The following is a 17536-nucleotide window of genomic DNA, read 5'->3' on the forward strand; positions in this document are numbered from 1 at the left end:
AAACGGAATGGAATTAAAAACAATTGAGATTACCAACGGACTAATGGACATGAATCAAACTGCGGCTTATATAAACATAAAGCTTGCAACACTTTACGCCATTACAATGCGGAAGGAAATCCCCTTTGTAAAAATCGGAAAATTAAATCGATTTCGCAAACAAGACTTGGATGTTTGGATTGATAAGAATGCTCAAGGATAACAAAGGGTGTAGCTTTAACCGACACCATGAAGGGTAGTAATCCGTTTACTATCCTTGTAAGGGTACGAATCGGATTCGTATCCTTTTGAAAAGACAGGAGATACAAGGGTATCATTACTAATGATACCCTATAATACTATGAGCATAGGTTTTAAGAGTCCAATTAATCGCATTGGCGGCAAGTATTTCTTAAAGGACTGGCTAGTCCTGCACATACCACAGCATACCCTTTACTGTGAGGTCTTTGCCGGTGCTGGACATGTCCTGTTTGGCAAGCCACCTAGCAAGGTAGAAGTCTTAAATGATATCGATAATTGCCTGATTAACTTCTTCCAGGTGATCAAAAACCAGGAGAAGAGACAACGGCTTATCGAAACACTTCAATACATGCCATACTCACGGCAGTTGTGGCAGGAGATACGCTCCAGGTGGAAAGAGGGTAATATTTCAGGTGATCCGATAGAGCAGGCCTGCCAATGGTTCTATCTTAATCGGACATGCTTTTCCGGTGATATGTTGAGAGGCGGCTTTGCTGTCCCTTCTGTTACCGGTAGAAATCCAGTGCAGAGCTTCCGGAATGTTATTGATAGTCTTGAGATGGTAGCAGGCAGGTTACGCAATGTCTGTATCGAGAATTTACCATTTGCCGAATGTATCCAGAGGTATGATAGCGAAGATACGCTTTTCTTCATTGATCCCCCCTATTTGGGTGCAGGAAGCTATTACGGCAAGGAAAATTTTACCCAGGATGACCATTACAGGCTTTCGGAATTGCTCCATAATATCAAAAGGTCATGTAATGGTCACACACTATCAGAATGGCTTATATGACGAGCTATACAAAGGCTGGTATCGGTATGAGTTTCAATCCTTCAAGGGTTCGCATAAATCGGAAGGCCATGAGGAAAAGCCAAAGACTATAGAGGTTTTGTATTGTAACTTTCCACCTGAACATAAACCAAAGAGTTTATTTGATGGTCAATGTAATCAAGACGGTTTCTTTGAATGCTTCTGGGTGTAATAGGTATAAATAAGACCTATGAAAGCGATAATAGAAAGTATCATAAAAAATATAGCCATATCACTCATGGTTAATACTCCCTTCTAAAATAAAAGCGACAATGAAAGTAAATAATGCAGCAAGACTACCAAAGATAAGGGTAGGAATGTCCCATTTATCTTTTAGTAAATTGCCTATAATGGCTAAAAGGGCTATTCCCTTACTTATGTCATACAGATATTTGGCTGTACTTTCTCTTTGTTTCTTAGTCATATTGGTAAGGGTATTATACACCAGATACAAACAGATAGCAAAAGGTAAAAAGAGATAAGAATATATGCAAACTCTTTTAAAATTAGATATAGCGGGTATGAGGATATATAAACAATAATGATTCTATGTTTTGAGGTGGCTACCCTGTCCCCCCCCCATACTCCAAGAGAAGAGGTCAAAACAGATAAAACAAAATCGAAATATCCTTGCAATATCTGAAAAGGTACGGTAGTACGATGTTAGAAATAAACAGCGTGGATAGACGCTTGTGCGATATGCCTGAGCAATCGGGCGACAAAGGGCAACGGCTAGCATACTATCCTATGTTAGTCAGTTGCCTTTTGTGTTTAGAAAAGGATGGTGAATAAGTCTATGGCGGTTAGGTATCGGAAGTATTTCCAGCAATGTAAGGCTATCCCATGCAATGGTAGACCAGGCAAGAGCTATTGTCCAGGTGATCGGCCAAAGAGGTCAAATGGTCAATATAAGACATGCGGGACTTGGTGTATTGAATTCTTTGATGATAATAAGGAATGGCAATCTCTTACCTTCAAGGATATACGGAATAAAACAGATGCAGAAAAGCGGCTTACCTTGTTTATCTAAGATCGGGAAAGAGGTCAATTGAACTTACCCAAGAAGAAAGCCATACCTACACTAGCAGACTATTGCAAGATTTACCTGGAGTTACACAAGACAGCTAAAGAGAATACCCTTGTATCAAAGAGAACGTCAGTAAATGCCATTGTTCGGCATATAGGAGAACACAGGCTTGATAAGATCACACCATTTATCATTGAAAAGTACAGGATTGACCGTAAAAAGCTAGATGGTGTTAAGGAATCCAGCATTAATCTAGATGTTATTATCCTTACTCATATCCTTAATACCGCAATCAAAGCAGGCTTGATAGATCGAAACCCATGCAAAGAGGTAAAACGGTTTAAGGTCACACAGCAAAGAGATCGTATACTGTCAGGTGTTGAAGTTGGCTTAATCTTTGATCGGCTAACGGGTAAAGATCGCCTAATGGTATTGGCTAGTCTGTTTACTGGTATGCGTCTAGGTGAAGTTTTACGTCTTAAGTGGTCTGATATTGACTTCCCTAAAGGCCTAACAACATTCGTACAGAGCAAAACGGGTAAGCTTGTTACTATTCCACTATCAAGCTTTCTGGCAACAGAGCTGCAAGCCTACAAGCAATCCCAATGCGGCGAGAATGTCTTTGAGGATAGGGATATAACAAGGGTAGTTGCGGCCTCACATAGCCAGCATTTCAATAAACTATTTAAGAGTATCGGGATTAATAACTTCTCATTCCATAGCCTGAGACATTGCTTTGCCTCAATATCATTCAGACGTGGGTATGACCATGCGGTATAGTCATAGCCAATTAGATGCAAAGAGAAATACTATAGAGAGGATAACAGATCATATCATGGATATGAGCAAAGAGAAGGTTTTACCGTTAGCCGCTAAAAAAGGTACTGCGTAAGTACGGCATGAGAAAGTAGTGTATTGTGTATGTTGTTGTTACGATAAGGCTTGTGGAAATATTGAATATTATACTATATAATAAATCTCTTTTTTGACAAGTTTATTTACTTTCTCTATGTTTGTCACTTCTTCAAGGAATGGGGGAATGATGTGTTGGGTAAGTTAATTACTATTTTGTTAGAGGATAAAATACAGTGCGAGGAGCGCTAGTGCGCCACCTAAAAAATATTGTGAAACATCTCTAATGATATTTTTCTTTTTAATACCAATAATATTTTTATTTTGTTCAATAACCTGCGTGAATATGTGTTTGAGCTCATCACCTGTGGCATCATGCTGATATGTTCCGCCGACTATTTCTGCGATTTCTCCTAAAAATTTTGGATTAGGTTTCGTGTAGATCGTTTCTCCCTCTTCTGTTGCCTCGTAACCTATTACGTTTCCTTCTTTATCTCTTTTGGGTATTGGAGATGCTTTCTTGGAATCTCCAATGCCAACTACGTAAATAGCGATATCCTTTTTCTCTAATAACAACTTTACGGCTTCTGCAATCTGACTTCTGGTAATAATTTGTTCTTCGCCATCCGTAAGAAAAATCATAATCTTCTTTGCATTTTCTTTACTAAATGAATTCATAGCCAGAATGAATGCGTTGCCAATATTTGTTCCGTAAGGTACAAATCGTACATAGTTTTCGTTAATCATATTGAGTATGCGTAAGAAAACTTTTTCGTAATCATTTGTGGGATACGGTAACAGTGAAAATGCCCTGGCTGCAAATACCACCAAACCGACACGGTCATCTTCTAATTCCCGGACGAGATTCGATATTTCCATCTTTGCACGCTGTAATCGGTTTGGTTTTACATCTTCAGCAAGCATACTAATCGATACATCGAGTACAAATACGATTTCCAGCCCTTCTTTTTCATAATAGTCTTGCGTCGTTTGCCATTTAGGCTGTAGGATTGCAAGGCTCATGGCACAAAAGGCGGCGCTGATGCTGAGGCCTTTTAAGAGATTTCGGTAAATGTTAGGAATTTTACTAAATCTGTCTATTAAAGCCCTTTGTCCAAAGGCCTTTAGCCATGCATGCTTTCTTCTGTAAAGAAATAGGTAGAGAAGAAAGATAAGACCGGAAAGGGTATAAACAAGAATTTTGTATTCTTCGTAATTGAAAAATAACATACAGTATTCTTTATGTTAAATTTTACTATGTATAACAAAATTACAATTTTTAATTTATTAATAAAATCAACTTTTGACTTAGCTCTGCATACTGCTCTATAATTGGCTGTATCTAAAGTTGATGTTTTCACAAGTTGGTTGGTGATTTATACATTGCAAATCGCCAATTGTAAATCTTCTTTGTTCTGGCCTGACAAAGCAGGAAGATTACCACCGAATCTTTTGCTCCCCGCTATACTTGTATTTCGTACCCCATGGAATGAGTTTTAATGCCTCGATCCTGTCTTCCCGCTCCTGTTGTTCCGGGCTAAACATGGTGTTGAATTGCTGTTCACCCAATCGCATCCTTTCAAGATTTTTCTTTGCCTGAAAATCATTGGCATCAATCTTTAATACTTCGGCATATTGCATTGCGGCAGTAGAAAAGTCCATATCGGTTGCAATCAGATTCGCATTATTATAAATTGCTCTTGCCCTTAATACAGGGTCCTTTGTCTCCATAGCCTTTCGATATTCTGCACTCGCCTTTTTTTTGTTTTCCATAAGGGTATATATCACCCCTTTATTGTATGAGATAAGGGGATCTTCCTTTACCTTTTCTAAAGTTCCGAATGTGAGAGAGTCCTCTAGCTGTTGAATTGCGATTAAAGCGTCCTGATATCTTCCCATTTTAATCTTTTCATCTAACTGGGCTAAGGTGTGGTATTCCTTATAATATGCATAGCCATAGAATAGTAAGAAGCAGGCAGCGATGAGAAGAAACAATTTTATAAGATTTTTTCCAGACATAATCTTCTCCTCTTAAAGAATGATAGAATTGGCCTTAAAATACATCAGGGAATTCGTATCCAAAAATTTTCAATAAAAATAGAGATGAAAAGAAAAAATAGACTAACAAATGTGGGGTAAATAAAAAGGTCTTTTTTCTTCGTAATACTTTCTACGACAATTTTATCTTTTTCGATCCTGTCAATTTCACGATAAAATTTGGCGACCTCATCAAAGTTCTCTGCATGGAAATACTTGCCCCCCGTTGATTCAACGGCCTCCTTTAGCTCCTCAATATGCTGGGCGGCAATTTCAGGATCAACACCAGTAACGTCAGATGCCTTGACTGCCACTACATATGCTTTTATTCCCATTCTTTTCAACAATCGTAACGGTCTTGTTGGTGAAATGCCAATATTGTATATTCCATCAGTGAAGAGAATAATAAGTTTGTTTTTCAACACATTCCGCTTTTCCATTTCTTTGATAAAAGAGATGGCGTACTCTGCAAGGTACTCTTTATTGATGCTGTTTCTGAGGTCTTTAATAGTAAACATTTTTCCCATTTCTTCTTCAAACAAAGCCGAGATGGAGGTAAAGAGCCCTTCTCCTATAGCTGTCTGATAACCGACCTGAGAAGCTTGTACACGTTCTAAGGATTTTTCGAGTAATTGAGTTTCCATGGTAGGCATAACAATAAGGGCCGCATCAGTACCAAAGATGGTAACACCAAGAAGATCGTGTGGTCGTTTTTTTATAAAATCACCAACAATTTTTTTAATAGTTTCGATTGCTGTTCCTGTCATGCTAAAAGAGGTATCTACAGAAAGGATTATTTCCCGCCCATGCAGAATGGTCTCTTCCTCATAATATCTTGTTTGCGGATGGGTAATGGCTACTATTAAAAAAAACACAGCTCCAAAAAATACAGGTTTTAATACATATCCTATAATCTTTTTAAAACCTTTTGATTCTCTTGCAAGATAAAGGCTTGAGTACCCAATAAACTTTCTCTCTCTCCAAAAGAGATATAAGAGACCAAAAGGAATAAGAAGTAGAAAGAACCAGGGATTTGCGATTGTCATTATCTCATATCCATTTTTATCCGAATATATTTATCCTAATGATTTTGAACCAGTGAGTCTTATTATCTCCTCCACTCCTTGCGTTATTTTATCTACCGCTTCTTTCTCAATATGGTTTCCAAATATAAGGGTGTCTAATTGTCTTAGCACTGTTTGGATAACAGCCGAAGTCTCTTCTGATATTTGTTTTTGCGTATCATAGCTCAGGAAATCTGATGTTGTGATGGACTGCGCCAGTTCATTTGGAATACCGATAAGGATTCCCAAATATGCTCTTAATGCCTTATCAATATCGTGTATATTCTTTCGGTTTACTGCATCTTCATGGGCAAACTGAAATGATGCTATACTATTCTTTAGCCTTTGCAAGGTAGCTTGTGGTGTCTCAAATACAGGCTTTGGTATATTATAGGAAAGTTTTTTTGTGGTAGACCGAATAATTATTCCGCATAAAAATAATAACAAAACGGCTCCAAAACTTATCGGTAAATATCCGTACCAAAAGACATGTTCTTTTGATAGGTATACGGGACCCTTTATTCCCTCCAGAGGCACATCTACCGCTTTAAGAAGGCTATTGATAATAATGGGTATAGGAATAGTTTGAACTTCTTTCGTTTCAATAGTTGCAGTATCAGCTATTTTGTTTTGAGAAGTATTCTCTGTGTAATATAAGATCGATACATTGGGAATTTCAGGGGTCTTTTTTTTCCCGCCTAGTTCATAGAGAGAAAGGGTATAGTTAATGAGTATCTTTTCAATGTTTCCTTCAGTTTGTTTTTCGATATCCCTTTTGAGAATTTCAAAGGGTGAGAAATTTAGTTTTTCAATATTTTCCCATAATAATTTTATATTCTTCTCATGCCGTATGGTAAGGGTATAGTTAATTCTATCGCCCAGGGTAATGACATCTTTATCTATCTTTCCTCCAACGAGGATGGGTGTTTTTTGTATTGCGATAGGTGACGATGATGACATGCCCTCAGTCTTATCAACTTCATTTTTGTAAGAGAGAGAAAAAGAAGGTATAGAATAAATACCATCTTTGGCATCTGAGGGTAAAGAAAGGGTATAGGTAATTACGATATAATCATGATCATTATCAAAGATCTGGCGTTCTCCTGTTGTTACACCTTCAATTTTAAACGGATGGAGATCGATTTTGTCTAAATCTTCAAGGTTAACCGTTATTCCTAGTTTCCATACAATCTGAACTGTTACATGCAATATTTTACCAGTAATTATTCTGTAGTCATCGATAAATGTCCAGATTTCAACTGGTTTATCTGTAAGGACAGGGGCTTGTTCTGTTTCTGCCGGTTCCTGGGTTTGTAGTTGTTCTTGTGCATATGTTTGCGTATAGACAGGAATAGAACCCGTTCCAAAAAGAAATGCACTAATAAATAAAATAATAAGAGTGTAGATCATCGTCTCCTTCTCCCTCCTCTTCTGATGCGTTTGTCAAAAAACTCCGAGATTTTTTTTATCCATATTTCCTCATCTTCCCCGGTAGATAATGTAAGATAATCTATGTTCAATTTTCTGAACAAGGCCAGATAAGGCGCTGATTTTTCTAATGCTGTTGAAATGTCCAGGGATTTTATTATACCGGTTTCTATATCCTGAACAGATAAAAATCCTTTTGCGTCAGGTAAGTTGGTTTCCATTCTGTCTGAAATAATGATAGGGATTACCTCGTGGTAATATGAGAGTGTTTTAAGAGATTGCTTATAATTATAAGGTGCTAAAAAGTCTGATAGTATAAATACGAGAGATGGAAAATGCGATTGTTCGTTTAAAAATCTGAATGCGGTATTTAAATCAGTATAATTACTGGATGGGGTTTTCAGTAAAATAATTTTTATATTTTTTAATGCCTCTTTTGCGCCGGCTTTCGGTTGGATATAACTTTCTACCTTATCCGTAAAGGTAACGAAGCCTATCTCATTACCAGTTTCTGAGGCTGCATAAACAAGAAGTGAAAGGACAGATGATTGAATATCTTCCTTTGTATTTACAAGAGATCCAAACTTTTCTGATCTACTTCTGTCAACAAGGAAGAAGATGGTTACGCGTTTGTCTACAAGTTTTATACGCACATGTAATTTTCCTGTCCTTGCAGTTGTTTTCCAATCGATAGACCTAAAATCATCGCCAGGCTGATATCTCCGAAGTTCATCAAGCTCTAACCCGTGAGGGGCATGGAGATAGCTGGAGAATATTCCATCAAAAAAGTTCCCAATTAATCGCTGCAAGGAGAGCCTTATCCTTTTCCTCATCTTGCTTATTCCAACCTTGCAACCCGATGAAGTATTTTTTCAATAATATCATCAGAATCGATATCCTGGGATTCAGCCTCGTGAGAGAGGATGATTCTATGACGAAGGACAGGATAAGCCATTTTATGAACATGTTCGGGTAATACAACATCATCTCCATAAATAAAGGCATATACACGGGATGCCTTTGCTAAAGCAATAGTTGCCCGGGGAGAAGCCCCGTACATTACGAGTTCTCTTAATTCACTGTTGTCTTCTGGTCTTGTTGCTCTGACGAGTCGCGTAATGTATTTTACAATGGCTGATGTTTCTTGCAAAGGCAGCCATTCTGCAATGGTATGTCTTAAGGAGAGCACTTCTTTTGGCGTTAAAATAACATCTAAGGTAGACTCTGTGTCCAGAACCTGCCTTTGAGTAATTTCTCTTTCACTTGCATATGATGGATAACACACTTTTAATTTAAACATAAATCGGTCTATTTCAGCCTCTGGCAAGAGATATGTGCCTGATATTTCAATAGGATTTTGGGTTGCCAGTACAAGAAAAAGTTTTTCTAAAGGGTAGGTTTCCCGGCCAATGGTTACTTGTTTTTCCTGCATTGCCTCAAGAAGAGCGCTTTGAACCTTTGCGGGTGACCGGTTAATTTCATCTGCAAGTAATAAATTGGTAAATACAGGTCCTTTCTGTATCCTGCTTTTCCTTGTTTCCGGATCTAGTATCTCAAATCCTGTTATATCGCCAGGGATGAGGTCAGGGGTAAATTGTACCCTTTGAAACTTTGCATCGAGCACACGAGCAACTGTTTTAACGGTAATGGTCTTTCCAAGCCCCGGGTATCCTTCTAAGAGGATGTGCCCGTCTGATAAAAGCGCAATTATGATACCTTCAACCATTTCTTCCTGGCCGACAATAACTTTTCCTACTTCCTTTTTGATCTTTTCTATCTTCTCTCTGATAGAATCCCTGTTACTTAATGTCTTTGCGCGTAATTTCATATCTAATCCCCTCATAGTGAATAAGCCTGTAGAGGTTTGTATATTATTTTAGAATAAAGTAAGTTAAAAATCTTTAAAGAAGAGTAAGTATATATGAATTTTATCTATATTAATAAACCACTATCAACCCTGTTTTATATTCCCGGAAGGAAAGAAAGTGGCGGAAAGTATGCTACAAATAAGATGTTTAATAGCTATTATATATTCTCCCTTTTGTATTTACAAATAAATTATATTTCTTTAATCAGTTGCAAATCCAGCGTATATTTAATGCTATACATATTTCAGTACAGGTAGAGTGTATTCTAAAAGTACTCTTGGTATGTATTATGCTATTTTATATATTTGTAAATTATTTCACTTCTTATTAAAATTATATTGACAGTAAATTTGGAAATGTGTATATATTCAAAATTTGAAATCATCACTAACAAAGCATAAGAGCTTGATAAATTTATATTATAGAAAGGGGTTCGTAAATGTCGTTTTCAAAACCAAATGCTTCGATAGCAACACGTACAAAAAACAGAACACCTAATGATAGAACGCAATCTAATGGTATGTGTTCTGTCTGTGTGGATGAGTGTCCTGGTTTATGTGAAATCGGAAAATCTTCCTTTCGGGCAACTGAGAATTTATATCCACAGCCATTTGGAAGCATTACTGCAGGCGCAGACAAGGGTTATCCTGTCGACTTTTCCCATTTGAATATCATGGGAACAACTGTTGGAGCTGAAGGAATAGAGACAAATAGCGATAAGGCAATTTTTGAGAATGTAAATACAGAAACGAGGCTAGGAAAAGATAAAGGGATTAAATTAAAGTTACCGATCATGATTCCCGGTCTAGGCTCAACAAAAGTTGCTAAAACACATTGGGATGGAATAGCTATTGGCTCTGCGATTTCAGGTACAGCATTAACTATCGGTGAAAATGTCGGTGGTATGGATTCCAATTCTACGATTGAAAAAGGGAGAATTACCTATTGTCCTGATATTGAATATCGTGTAAAGGCCTTTCAGGATTGGCAGCAGGAAGGTTATGGAGCGATTGTAATGCAGGAAAATGTTGAAGATAGCCGATTAGGTGTGCTGGAATACGGTATCACAAAACTAGGTGTCCAGGCTGTGGAATTGAAATGGGGACAAGGCGCTAAGGATATTGGGGGAGAGGTTAAGATTGATAATCTGGAAAAGGCGAGAATGCTAAGAGACCGTGGTTACATTGTGCTACCCGATCCTTATGATAATGCTGCAGCTTCTGTCTTTGGGAAATCATTTAAAGAATTTGAAAGACATTCCAGGGTTGGAATGGTTACAGAAGAAGGATTTGTGAGAAGAGTTGAAGAATTAAGGAAAGCGGGCGCTAAATATGTTTTCTTGAAAACAGGCGCTTACAGGCCTGCCGATCTTGCCAGGGCAGTTCGCTATTGTTCTGTTGCAGGAGTTGACGTATTGACAGTTGATGGCGCTGGTGGTGGAACTGGTATGAGTCCCTGGCATATGATGAATGAATGGGGGGTGCCATCCTTATATATATCTGCTCTTACCTATAACTATGTACATAAACTAGCATCTAAGGGTATGTATGTTCCAGATGTTATACTTGCTGGTGGATTTGCGTTTGAGGATGATATCTTCAAGGTGCTTGCGCTTGGCGCACCTTATGTCAAGGCTGTAGGAATGGCGCGCCCACCACTCCTTGCTGCACATGTCGGAAAGCTCCTTGGTGAACAAATAGAGAAAAAGGAAATTGACAGGAGTGTCGAAATTTATGGTAAGACTATGGATGAGATATTCGTTTTAGCGCCTAAAGTAAAGAGATTATTTGGTTCTAACGGCAGGACAGTACCTCCTGGGGCAGTTGGTGTATATTCATATTACCAGCGTTTATCCCAGGGGCTAAGACAATTGATGTGTGGTGCAAGAAAGTTCTCACTAGAGTATCTAACAAGAAATGATATAGCCTGTCTTACTCGTGATGCAGCAGAAGTAACGGGCATAAAATATATTATGGATATCGATGCTGAAGAAGCTGAACAGATTCTTATGGGAAAAGAGAAAATCAAAAGTAAAGGGACAACAAAACCAAAGTCAAAAATAAGTCCGAAACTTAAGGTAAAAGGCAAAGTAAAAGGGAAGATGAAGAAATAAATGTATTTTTCCTCAAATTTTCTTACAATAAAGGTTTATAGATTATTTCCTGTAAAATTTCTTAAGTTTTGTAATAGGATTTGAAATCGTAAAGGATGATGTTACTGACCCTTAGATTTTCTATTTTTTGCAAGTAAATAGGACTATATCCCCATTACGGAAGAGCTATGAGCTGGAAGTGTTTATATCACGAAAAGTTTATAAAAGGTTCTGAATAGGATCTAACCGCTATACTAAGAGTATGTTCAATATTTCGAGTATTTATCTTAGAGATTCAAGTTGTAAGATATTATAAATTACTAAGCATTATTCCAGCTCCAAATCTTCCTGTTTCTCTTTTCTCATAGCGGTATGAGAAAAATGTATCATGATTACAATGGGTACAAATTTCAGCAGCTTCTATATTTTTTTCTGGGATACCTGTTTGTATTAGCTGTATTTTATTTGCCCTCCATAAATTGAAATAACCTTTATTTCCTGAGCGATAATTATCGATATATTCACTTTTGATATCAAAGGTTTTACCGTCTGGAGTAAGGGTTTTTAAATTAACCTCGTAACAACACGGACCGATAGAAGGTCCAATTCCTACGAAAATATCATTCAATGAACATTGAAATTTTTTCTTTAATATACTCACGGTTTTTTTAGCTACCATACGGACTGTTCCTCGCCATCCCGCATGGGCAATTCCGATCACCTTTTTCTTCAAATCGAAGAATAGAATAGGGACACAATCAGCCTGAAGAACCATAAGGCAGATATTTGGTATATTTGTTACCATTGCATCCGTTGCATTTATTGCTGTATCATAATTGAGTGTACCGCTACCTCTCAAGCCTTCTGTTATAATTTCTACATTACAATCGTGAGTTTGCTTTGCAGTAGTGAAATTACTCAGAGGGATTCCAAGTACTAAGGCAAGTTTCTCCCGGTTTTTTAGTATTACTTTTGGATTATCCCCAACATGAAACCCAAGATTGAGAGAATTATACGGTGGATTGCTAAATCCCCCAATTCTACTGGACACAAAATGATGAATCTCCTTATATTTTATCAGGTTTTGAAAAAACCATAAGGGTAATGAATGTATACGTTTTTCAATCATGAGAGAAATTTCCTTGAGGTGAATTGATATTTCAAGCGTTCTATACATCAGCATACAACCCAGGACTCAACTTTTGCCAACTCTGTTCAGTTTCATCTCTTGAATGGCTATAGCATGTGTTAACATGTATGTATTCTATGTTTATTGATAGCTATGGATCAAAAATAGGGGCGTTGGAGTTATGAGAAAACCAACGCCCTTTTAATAATGAATGAAAGATATGAATTATTAAAAATTTTTAGACTGCCTTTTCTCCCCTTTCACCGGTACGAATACGAAGTACATCCTCAATGGTAGAAATAAAAATCTTTCCATCACCAATGCTGCCCGTTTGTGATTCTTTAGTGATGCACTGAACAATTTTTTCGACATCTTGGTCAGAAACAACCAGCTCTATTTTTACCTTTGATAACAAGTCTACCCTGAAAGTTCTTCCACGCCATTGTTCGGTTATTCCCCGCTGGGCGCCATGTCCTTTTACATCGGTTACCGTCATGCCAGGATAACCTAACTCTTCCAATGCGTCTTTTACAATGGTTAGGCGCTCCGGCCTTATGATTGCTTCAATTTTTTTCATTTATGAACCTCCTTCATAATTAAAATATCCTGCTCATTTCATTGAATTACTGGATTAGGCATTTTATATTCTACGGTTACTTTACAATAAATAATTAAGCCTGTTCTGTTTCATAAAAATGGTAAGCGATTTCTTTGTGTTGGGTAATATCCATGCCAGTGGTTTCTTCTGCCTCCGTCGGCCTTAAACCAATTACCGCATTTACAAACCAAGCTAAAAGTGAAGTAATTCCAAAAGCCCATCCCCATGCAGCCAGAATACCTGCCCATTGTTTTCCCAGTTGAGCAATATTACCATAGATTGCCCCGTCAAAGCCAGCAGGATTTACAGAAGTACTACAAAAGATGCCTGTTGCAAAGGCGCCCCATGTTCCGCCCATTGCATGGATGCCAATAACATCAAGGGCGTCATCATAACCTAAAGCTTTTTTCATCTTTGTTACACAATAGAAACATATTACCCCGGCACCAACTCCTATTGCAATTGATGCCATAGGACCTACAAAGCCTGAGGCTGGTGTAATAGCAACCAAACCAGCAACTGCACCTGAACAAACACCAAGTAAGGTGGGTTTCTTATGGTAGATCCATTCCATAACAGACCAGGTAAATCCTGCAGCACCTGCAGCTGTATTGGTGACAACGAAAGCACTTGCAGCTAAACCATTGGCAGCAACTGCGCTCCCAGCGTTGAAACCAAACCAGCCAAACCATAGTAAACCGGTACCTAACATCATAAAGGGAAGATTATGGGGAGGCTTTACCTCTTTTGGATATCCTTTCCGTTTTCCGACAAATAAAATCAGGGACAGCGCTGAGGCACCTGAACAGATATGGACAACTGTTCCGCCAGCAAAGTCTAATGAACCTATTTTTAGCAGCCAGCCGTCTATGGCCCATACCCAATGTGCTATTGGCGCATATACTGCAGTTGCCCATAAGGGTATGAATAATAACCATGCATTAAATTTAAATCGTTCTACGAAAGCACCTGTCATAAGTGCAGGGGTAATAATAGCAAACATACATTGAAACATCATGAATGAGAGGTGTGGCACTGTTGTAGCGTAAACATCGCTCGGTGCTTGTCCAACGATACCTGCCCCAAGTCCACACCATTGAAGGCCACCGATAAACCAGTTTGCTGGCGCAAAAGACAAGCTATAGCCCCAGAGTATCCATTGTATACTTATAATACAAATAACAATAAAACTTAACCAAAGGGTGTTCGCCATATTCTTGGCCCTTACCATACCTCCATAAAATAATGCTAGACCTGGTGTCATGATTAAAACGAGCGCTGCGGATGCAAGCAGCCATGCATTATCCCCTGTGTCAATTTTCGGTGCATCTTGTGCTATCGCGTCTGATGCAAAAAGTGCTATCATCGATAATGCAAAAATCGACGAAATGCCTAGAATAGCTTCTTTTCTCATTGTCGTCTCCTTTTAAAGTTATTAAGTTAATACCCTCTTACTACTGCTGCTACTTTACCGCTACTAAAGAGCTATGATACCATCAATACCATGGAACGAAACAATTCTCATTAAAAGACCATCATGTAAGGCATACCGTTTCATCACCTCCTTTCATGAAAATATGAATTTAATTCTTATATGGCCTGAGCTTTATTTCCCATAAATAGCTGGCTAAACTATCCATATCTTTTTGTAAAAAGAGAGATGGTTCTTTTTCCTTTATTCGTTCAACGATACTTTTACATCTCCGTTTTGAGTAGAGCAGAGAAACGTCTGTTATCTTTGATGGATTATGGCAAGGCACGCAATTATTCATATAAATGTCTTTTGTAAAATTAACTATGTCAGTTTTTCCGATTTGTTTTAGTGTTGTAAATTCAGCAAGCTTTTCTTTATCGACTTCGCCTTTTTGGTATTTTTTGAACAAATCAATTATCTTCTGTTCATCTTCAGTAAGCCTTTCTTCTTTTTCCATTTGCAGCCTATTAAATGCATGTAGGATATCTTCCTCAATCCACTTTTTGTGTGAAAATATATATTCCAATATATGGCATTGGCCACACTTCTTACGTAAAGTTGCTTCCATACACTGTTCAGAGTGTATTATTGATTTTGGAATATCCTGATAGTTATTAGCTCGTGAAATCGATAACTTAGCATCGGTAGGGGAGCTTACTATCATTACACCTTCAGCTAAAGTGATATAGGGCATAAAACCTAAAAAACTTTTTACTTTTCCTATCTCGATTTCTGTATTATCTTTATAATAAAAAATATATTTACTTCCGTCGTCATAAACTACTTCCTTCGGAAGCAGATAAAACATCTCTTTATATCTTTTATGATTTGCAATATTCCTTGCACCCTCGTCGAGTACTACCTGAATATAAACCCGATGATCTTTAATGGTTAAAGATTCTTTGCGAACAATACTATCTTTAATTTCCATTTCAAGATCACTTTTTTCCAGAACTCCATTGATTACATAATTCTGCGAGAATGCAGAAAAAGCTACGAGTACATGAATAAGAGGTAGTATCAAAAAGCAGAAGAGAAATTTATGGTTAAGCATATATAAGCCTCCAGTTCTGTAATTATATGAGGCAAAAACCATTAACTAATACCTGAGTTGATTAGGCTAAAATTTATAGTATGTTGAATAATGTAATAATTATTTTAAAAAATTAAGTTTTATGGATATAACTAACAAATTTTATACCTAAAGATTATATTTTAAAAAATAATGTTATATACAATTATAATCAAACAACATAATACTTATTTGCAGTTAATAGTTGTTGTGTTGCATAATATTTGCTAAATCTCTAAATGGTTGATTAAAACCAAAATAATTATAATAAAGATGAGATACAAGGGATTAAAACAATGGAAAGGAAGAAGAGAAGAGTAACAGGATTTACTTATGAAAAGCTCTAAAAATTTAACCATATACTTTAACATAACCTATTATAGAAGTTAGGTTACAAAACGGTTAATCCTCATAGCATTTTTAAAAGTATCTGTTGTGAAGATGTGTCTTATTTAGATTTTTAAATTATAATCCAGGATAACAACTTGCCCCATGTTCATAAATATCAATACCAGAACGTTCTATATTTACTGGCACCCTTAACCCAAAAGAACGTTTAAGTGCAAAGAAAAACAAAAAACCAACCACAAGACACCAAGTTATTAATGTTACACAAGCAATAAATTGAGCTAACAATTGCCAACCTGAACCGGTGATTAAACCTCTTACACCACCATACGTTCCATCAGAGAAAATTCCAACAGAAAGTAAACCCCAAATTCCATTTGCTCCGTGTACAGATATGGCGCCAACAGGATCATCGATCTTTAGTTTACTTTCGATAAAATAGAGCGAGGTTCTTGTGATTAAACTTGCAATAACCCCAATTATAATTGCTGCCCAATGAGGTACATAAGCTCCTGATGCTGTAATTGCTACACAACCTGCTAATGCCCCGTTACAAGTCATTATAACGTCGGATTTTGTTGTTTTGAAATAGGAAAAATAGAGAAGGGTAATAGCGCCAGCAACAGCAGATAAGAAGGTGTTTACACTAACAACAGCTATCCTTAATTCTGTGATAGCAAGTGCGCTGCCTGCATTGAAACCAAACCACCCAAAAATTAAAATAAGGGTTCCAATCACAATATATACCATATTATGGCCTTGTATTACATTCGGACTACCATCCGGATTATATTTTCCAAATCTGGGACCTATCATCCATGCTGCGACAAAAGCAATCAAACCACCCATTCCGTGTACGATACCTGAACCGGCGAAATCTCTTGCGCCTGCTCCAAAGGGCAGCAATTCTAACCATCCTTTACCCCACATCCAATGTCCAAACAAAGGATAGATCACGCCGCATAAGAATGCGCTATAAATAATGTGTATATGAAACTTAATTCTCTCTGCAACAGCGCCTGTTACAATTGTGCAAGCAGAGGCGGCAAACATCATCTGGAATATCCAAAGTACAGATGCAGATACGTCATAGGAATCTCCGATAAGTAAAAATCCACTATAACCAATAAATTGATTTCCCCAGGAGAGTCCAGGTGCCAGCTTTGAGCCACCAAACATCAATGCAAAACCAAATAACCAAAATACAATTGATCCAATACAAAAATCTGCAAAGCTCATTGCCAGATAATTGAGTGTATTTTTCTTTTGAAGAAAACCAGCACCGAGAAAAGTGAAGCCTGCCTGCATATTAAAAACTAAAAAAGCGCAGAGCAATGTCCATGCAAAATTTACAGAAAATTTTAATCCTAATATGCTATCAGAATAGGTTCGGGTGCCTCCCGGGTCTCCGGCGAAGGTACCCTTAATTAGGAAAATTAGTAATCCGATGAATAATGTGAATACAAAAAAGTATTTTCTCAATTTTAGTCCTTCAT

General features: G+C 37.4%; 18 protein-coding genes. 6 read left to right on the forward strand and 12 right to left on the reverse strand.

Annotated features, from left to right (window positions below; genetic code table 11):
- Positions 1–7 precede the first annotated feature (7 nt).
- On the forward strand, positions 8–202 hold the full coding sequence (locus tag FBQ94_RS08275; RefSeq protein WP_007220029.1) for a helix-turn-helix domain-containing protein: 195 nt from the start codon (positions 8–10) through the stop codon (positions 200–202).
- A 120-nt stretch (positions 203–322) separates the two neighbouring features.
- Entirely contained in the window at positions 323–1033 is a 711-nt protein-coding gene (locus FBQ94_RS08280; RefSeq protein ID WP_007220028.1) for a DNA adenine methylase, read from the forward strand.
- A gap of 250 nt (positions 1034–1283) precedes the next feature.
- Here FBQ94_RS08280 and FBQ94_RS08285 read toward each other — a convergent pair whose 3' ends face one another.
- A complete protein-coding gene (locus FBQ94_RS08285) occupies positions 1284–1475 on the reverse strand; it encodes a DUF6722 family protein (protein WP_040543119.1) in 192 nt (63 codons plus the stop codon).
- Positions 1476–1847: 372 nt separating this feature from the next.
- Here FBQ94_RS08285 and FBQ94_RS08290 point away from each other — a divergent pair, with 372 nt between their 5' ends.
- From FBQ94_RS08290 to FBQ94_RS08300, 3 genes are read left to right on the forward strand one after another with little or no spacing between them, the layout of a single operon-like run.
- Positions 1848–2081 carry a hypothetical protein gene (locus tag FBQ94_RS08290; RefSeq protein WP_285442087.1) on the forward strand — a complete coding sequence of 78 codons (234 nt, stop codon included), beginning with the start codon at positions 1848–1850 and terminating at the stop codon, positions 2079–2081.
- Between the two features lie 18 nt (positions 2082–2099).
- Positions 2100–2858, forward strand: a complete 759-nt coding sequence (locus tag FBQ94_RS08295; protein ID WP_285442088.1) for a tyrosine-type recombinase/integrase — start codon at positions 2100–2102, stop codon at positions 2856–2858.
- The gene (locus tag FBQ94_RS08300; RefSeq protein WP_285442089.1) at positions 2848–2970 is read left to right on the forward strand and encodes a hypothetical protein; all 123 of its coding nucleotides are present in this window, start codon (positions 2848–2850) and stop codon (positions 2968–2970) included. Before FBQ94_RS08295 ends, FBQ94_RS08300 begins: the two co-directional genes overlap by 11 nt.
- A 179-nt stretch (positions 2971–3149) precedes the next feature.
- On the opposite strand, the gene FBQ94_RS08305 is transcribed toward FBQ94_RS08300, so the two are convergent.
- The 6 genes from FBQ94_RS08305 to FBQ94_RS08330 form a co-directional block, all read right to left on the reverse strand.
- Positions 3150–4160: a VWA domain-containing protein gene (locus FBQ94_RS08305; protein ID WP_007220024.1), complete on the reverse strand. Its 1011-nt coding sequence runs from the start codon at positions 4158–4160 to the stop codon at positions 3150–3152.
- Positions 4161–4367: 207 nt separating this feature from the next.
- The gene (locus tag FBQ94_RS08310) at positions 4368–4949 is read right to left on the reverse strand and encodes a hypothetical protein (protein ID WP_007220023.1); all 582 of its coding nucleotides are present in this window, start codon (positions 4947–4949) and stop codon (positions 4368–4370) included.
- A 44-nt stretch (positions 4950–4993) separates the two neighbouring features.
- On the reverse strand, positions 4994–6013 hold the full coding sequence (locus tag FBQ94_RS08315) for a vWA domain-containing protein (protein WP_007220022.1): 1020 nt from the start codon (positions 6011–6013) through the stop codon (positions 4994–4996).
- Positions 6014–6043: 30 nt separating this feature from the next.
- On the reverse strand, positions 6044–7441 hold the full coding sequence (locus FBQ94_RS08320; protein WP_007220021.1) for a hypothetical protein: 1398 nt from the start codon (positions 7439–7441) through the stop codon (positions 6044–6046).
- The gene (locus tag FBQ94_RS08325; RefSeq protein ID WP_007220020.1) at positions 7438–8292 is read right to left on the reverse strand and encodes a DUF58 domain-containing protein; all 855 of its coding nucleotides are present in this window, start codon (positions 8290–8292) and stop codon (positions 7438–7440) included. The genes FBQ94_RS08320 and FBQ94_RS08325 overlap by 4 nt, the downstream gene beginning before the upstream one ends.
- A gap of 5 nt (positions 8293–8297) precedes the next feature.
- Positions 8298–9287 carry an AAA family ATPase gene (locus FBQ94_RS08330; protein ID WP_007220019.1) on the reverse strand — a complete coding sequence of 330 codons (990 nt, stop codon included), beginning with the start codon at positions 9285–9287 and terminating at the stop codon, positions 8298–8300.
- A 479-nt stretch (positions 9288–9766) separates the two neighbouring features.
- On the opposite strand from FBQ94_RS08330, the gene FBQ94_RS08335 reads away from it, so the two are divergent.
- A complete protein-coding gene (locus tag FBQ94_RS08335) occupies positions 9767–11440 on the forward strand; it encodes an FMN-binding glutamate synthase family protein (protein ID WP_007220017.1) in 1674 nt (557 codons plus the stop codon).
- A 289-nt stretch (positions 11441–11729) separates the two neighbouring features.
- Here FBQ94_RS08335 and pgeF read toward each other — a convergent pair whose 3' ends face one another.
- The 5 genes from pgeF to FBQ94_RS08360 all read right to left on the reverse strand — a co-directional run bounded on the left by pgeF (position 11730) and on the right by FBQ94_RS08360 (position 17522).
- Positions 11730–12548 carry a peptidoglycan editing factor PgeF gene (gene pgeF / locus FBQ94_RS08340; protein ID WP_007220016.1) on the reverse strand — a complete coding sequence of 273 codons (819 nt, stop codon included), beginning with the start codon at positions 12546–12548 and terminating at the stop codon, positions 11730–11732.
- A gap of 238 nt (positions 12549–12786) precedes the next feature.
- Complete coding sequence (locus tag FBQ94_RS08345) at positions 12787–13125, reverse strand: P-II family nitrogen regulator (protein WP_007220015.1); 339 nt, start codon at positions 13123–13125, stop codon at positions 12787–12789.
- Between the two features lie 94 nt (positions 13126–13219).
- Positions 13220–14560 carry an ammonium transporter gene (locus FBQ94_RS08350; RefSeq protein WP_007220014.1) on the reverse strand — a complete coding sequence of 447 codons (1341 nt, stop codon included), beginning with the start codon at positions 14558–14560 and terminating at the stop codon, positions 13220–13222.
- A 169-nt stretch (positions 14561–14729) separates the two neighbouring features.
- Positions 14730–15674, reverse strand: a complete 945-nt coding sequence (locus tag FBQ94_RS08355; RefSeq protein WP_007220013.1) for a hypothetical protein — start codon at positions 15672–15674, stop codon at positions 14730–14732.
- 483 nt (positions 15675–16157) lie between these two features.
- A complete protein-coding gene (locus FBQ94_RS08360; RefSeq protein ID WP_007220012.1) occupies positions 16158–17522 on the reverse strand; it encodes an ammonium transporter in 1365 nt (454 codons plus the stop codon).
- Positions 17523–17536: the final 14 nt, after the last annotated feature.

Source organism: Candidatus Jettenia sp. AMX1 (assembly GCF_030263775.1).
Lineage (GTDB): Bacteria > Planctomycetota > Brocadiia > Brocadiales > Brocadiaceae > Jettenia > Jettenia caeni.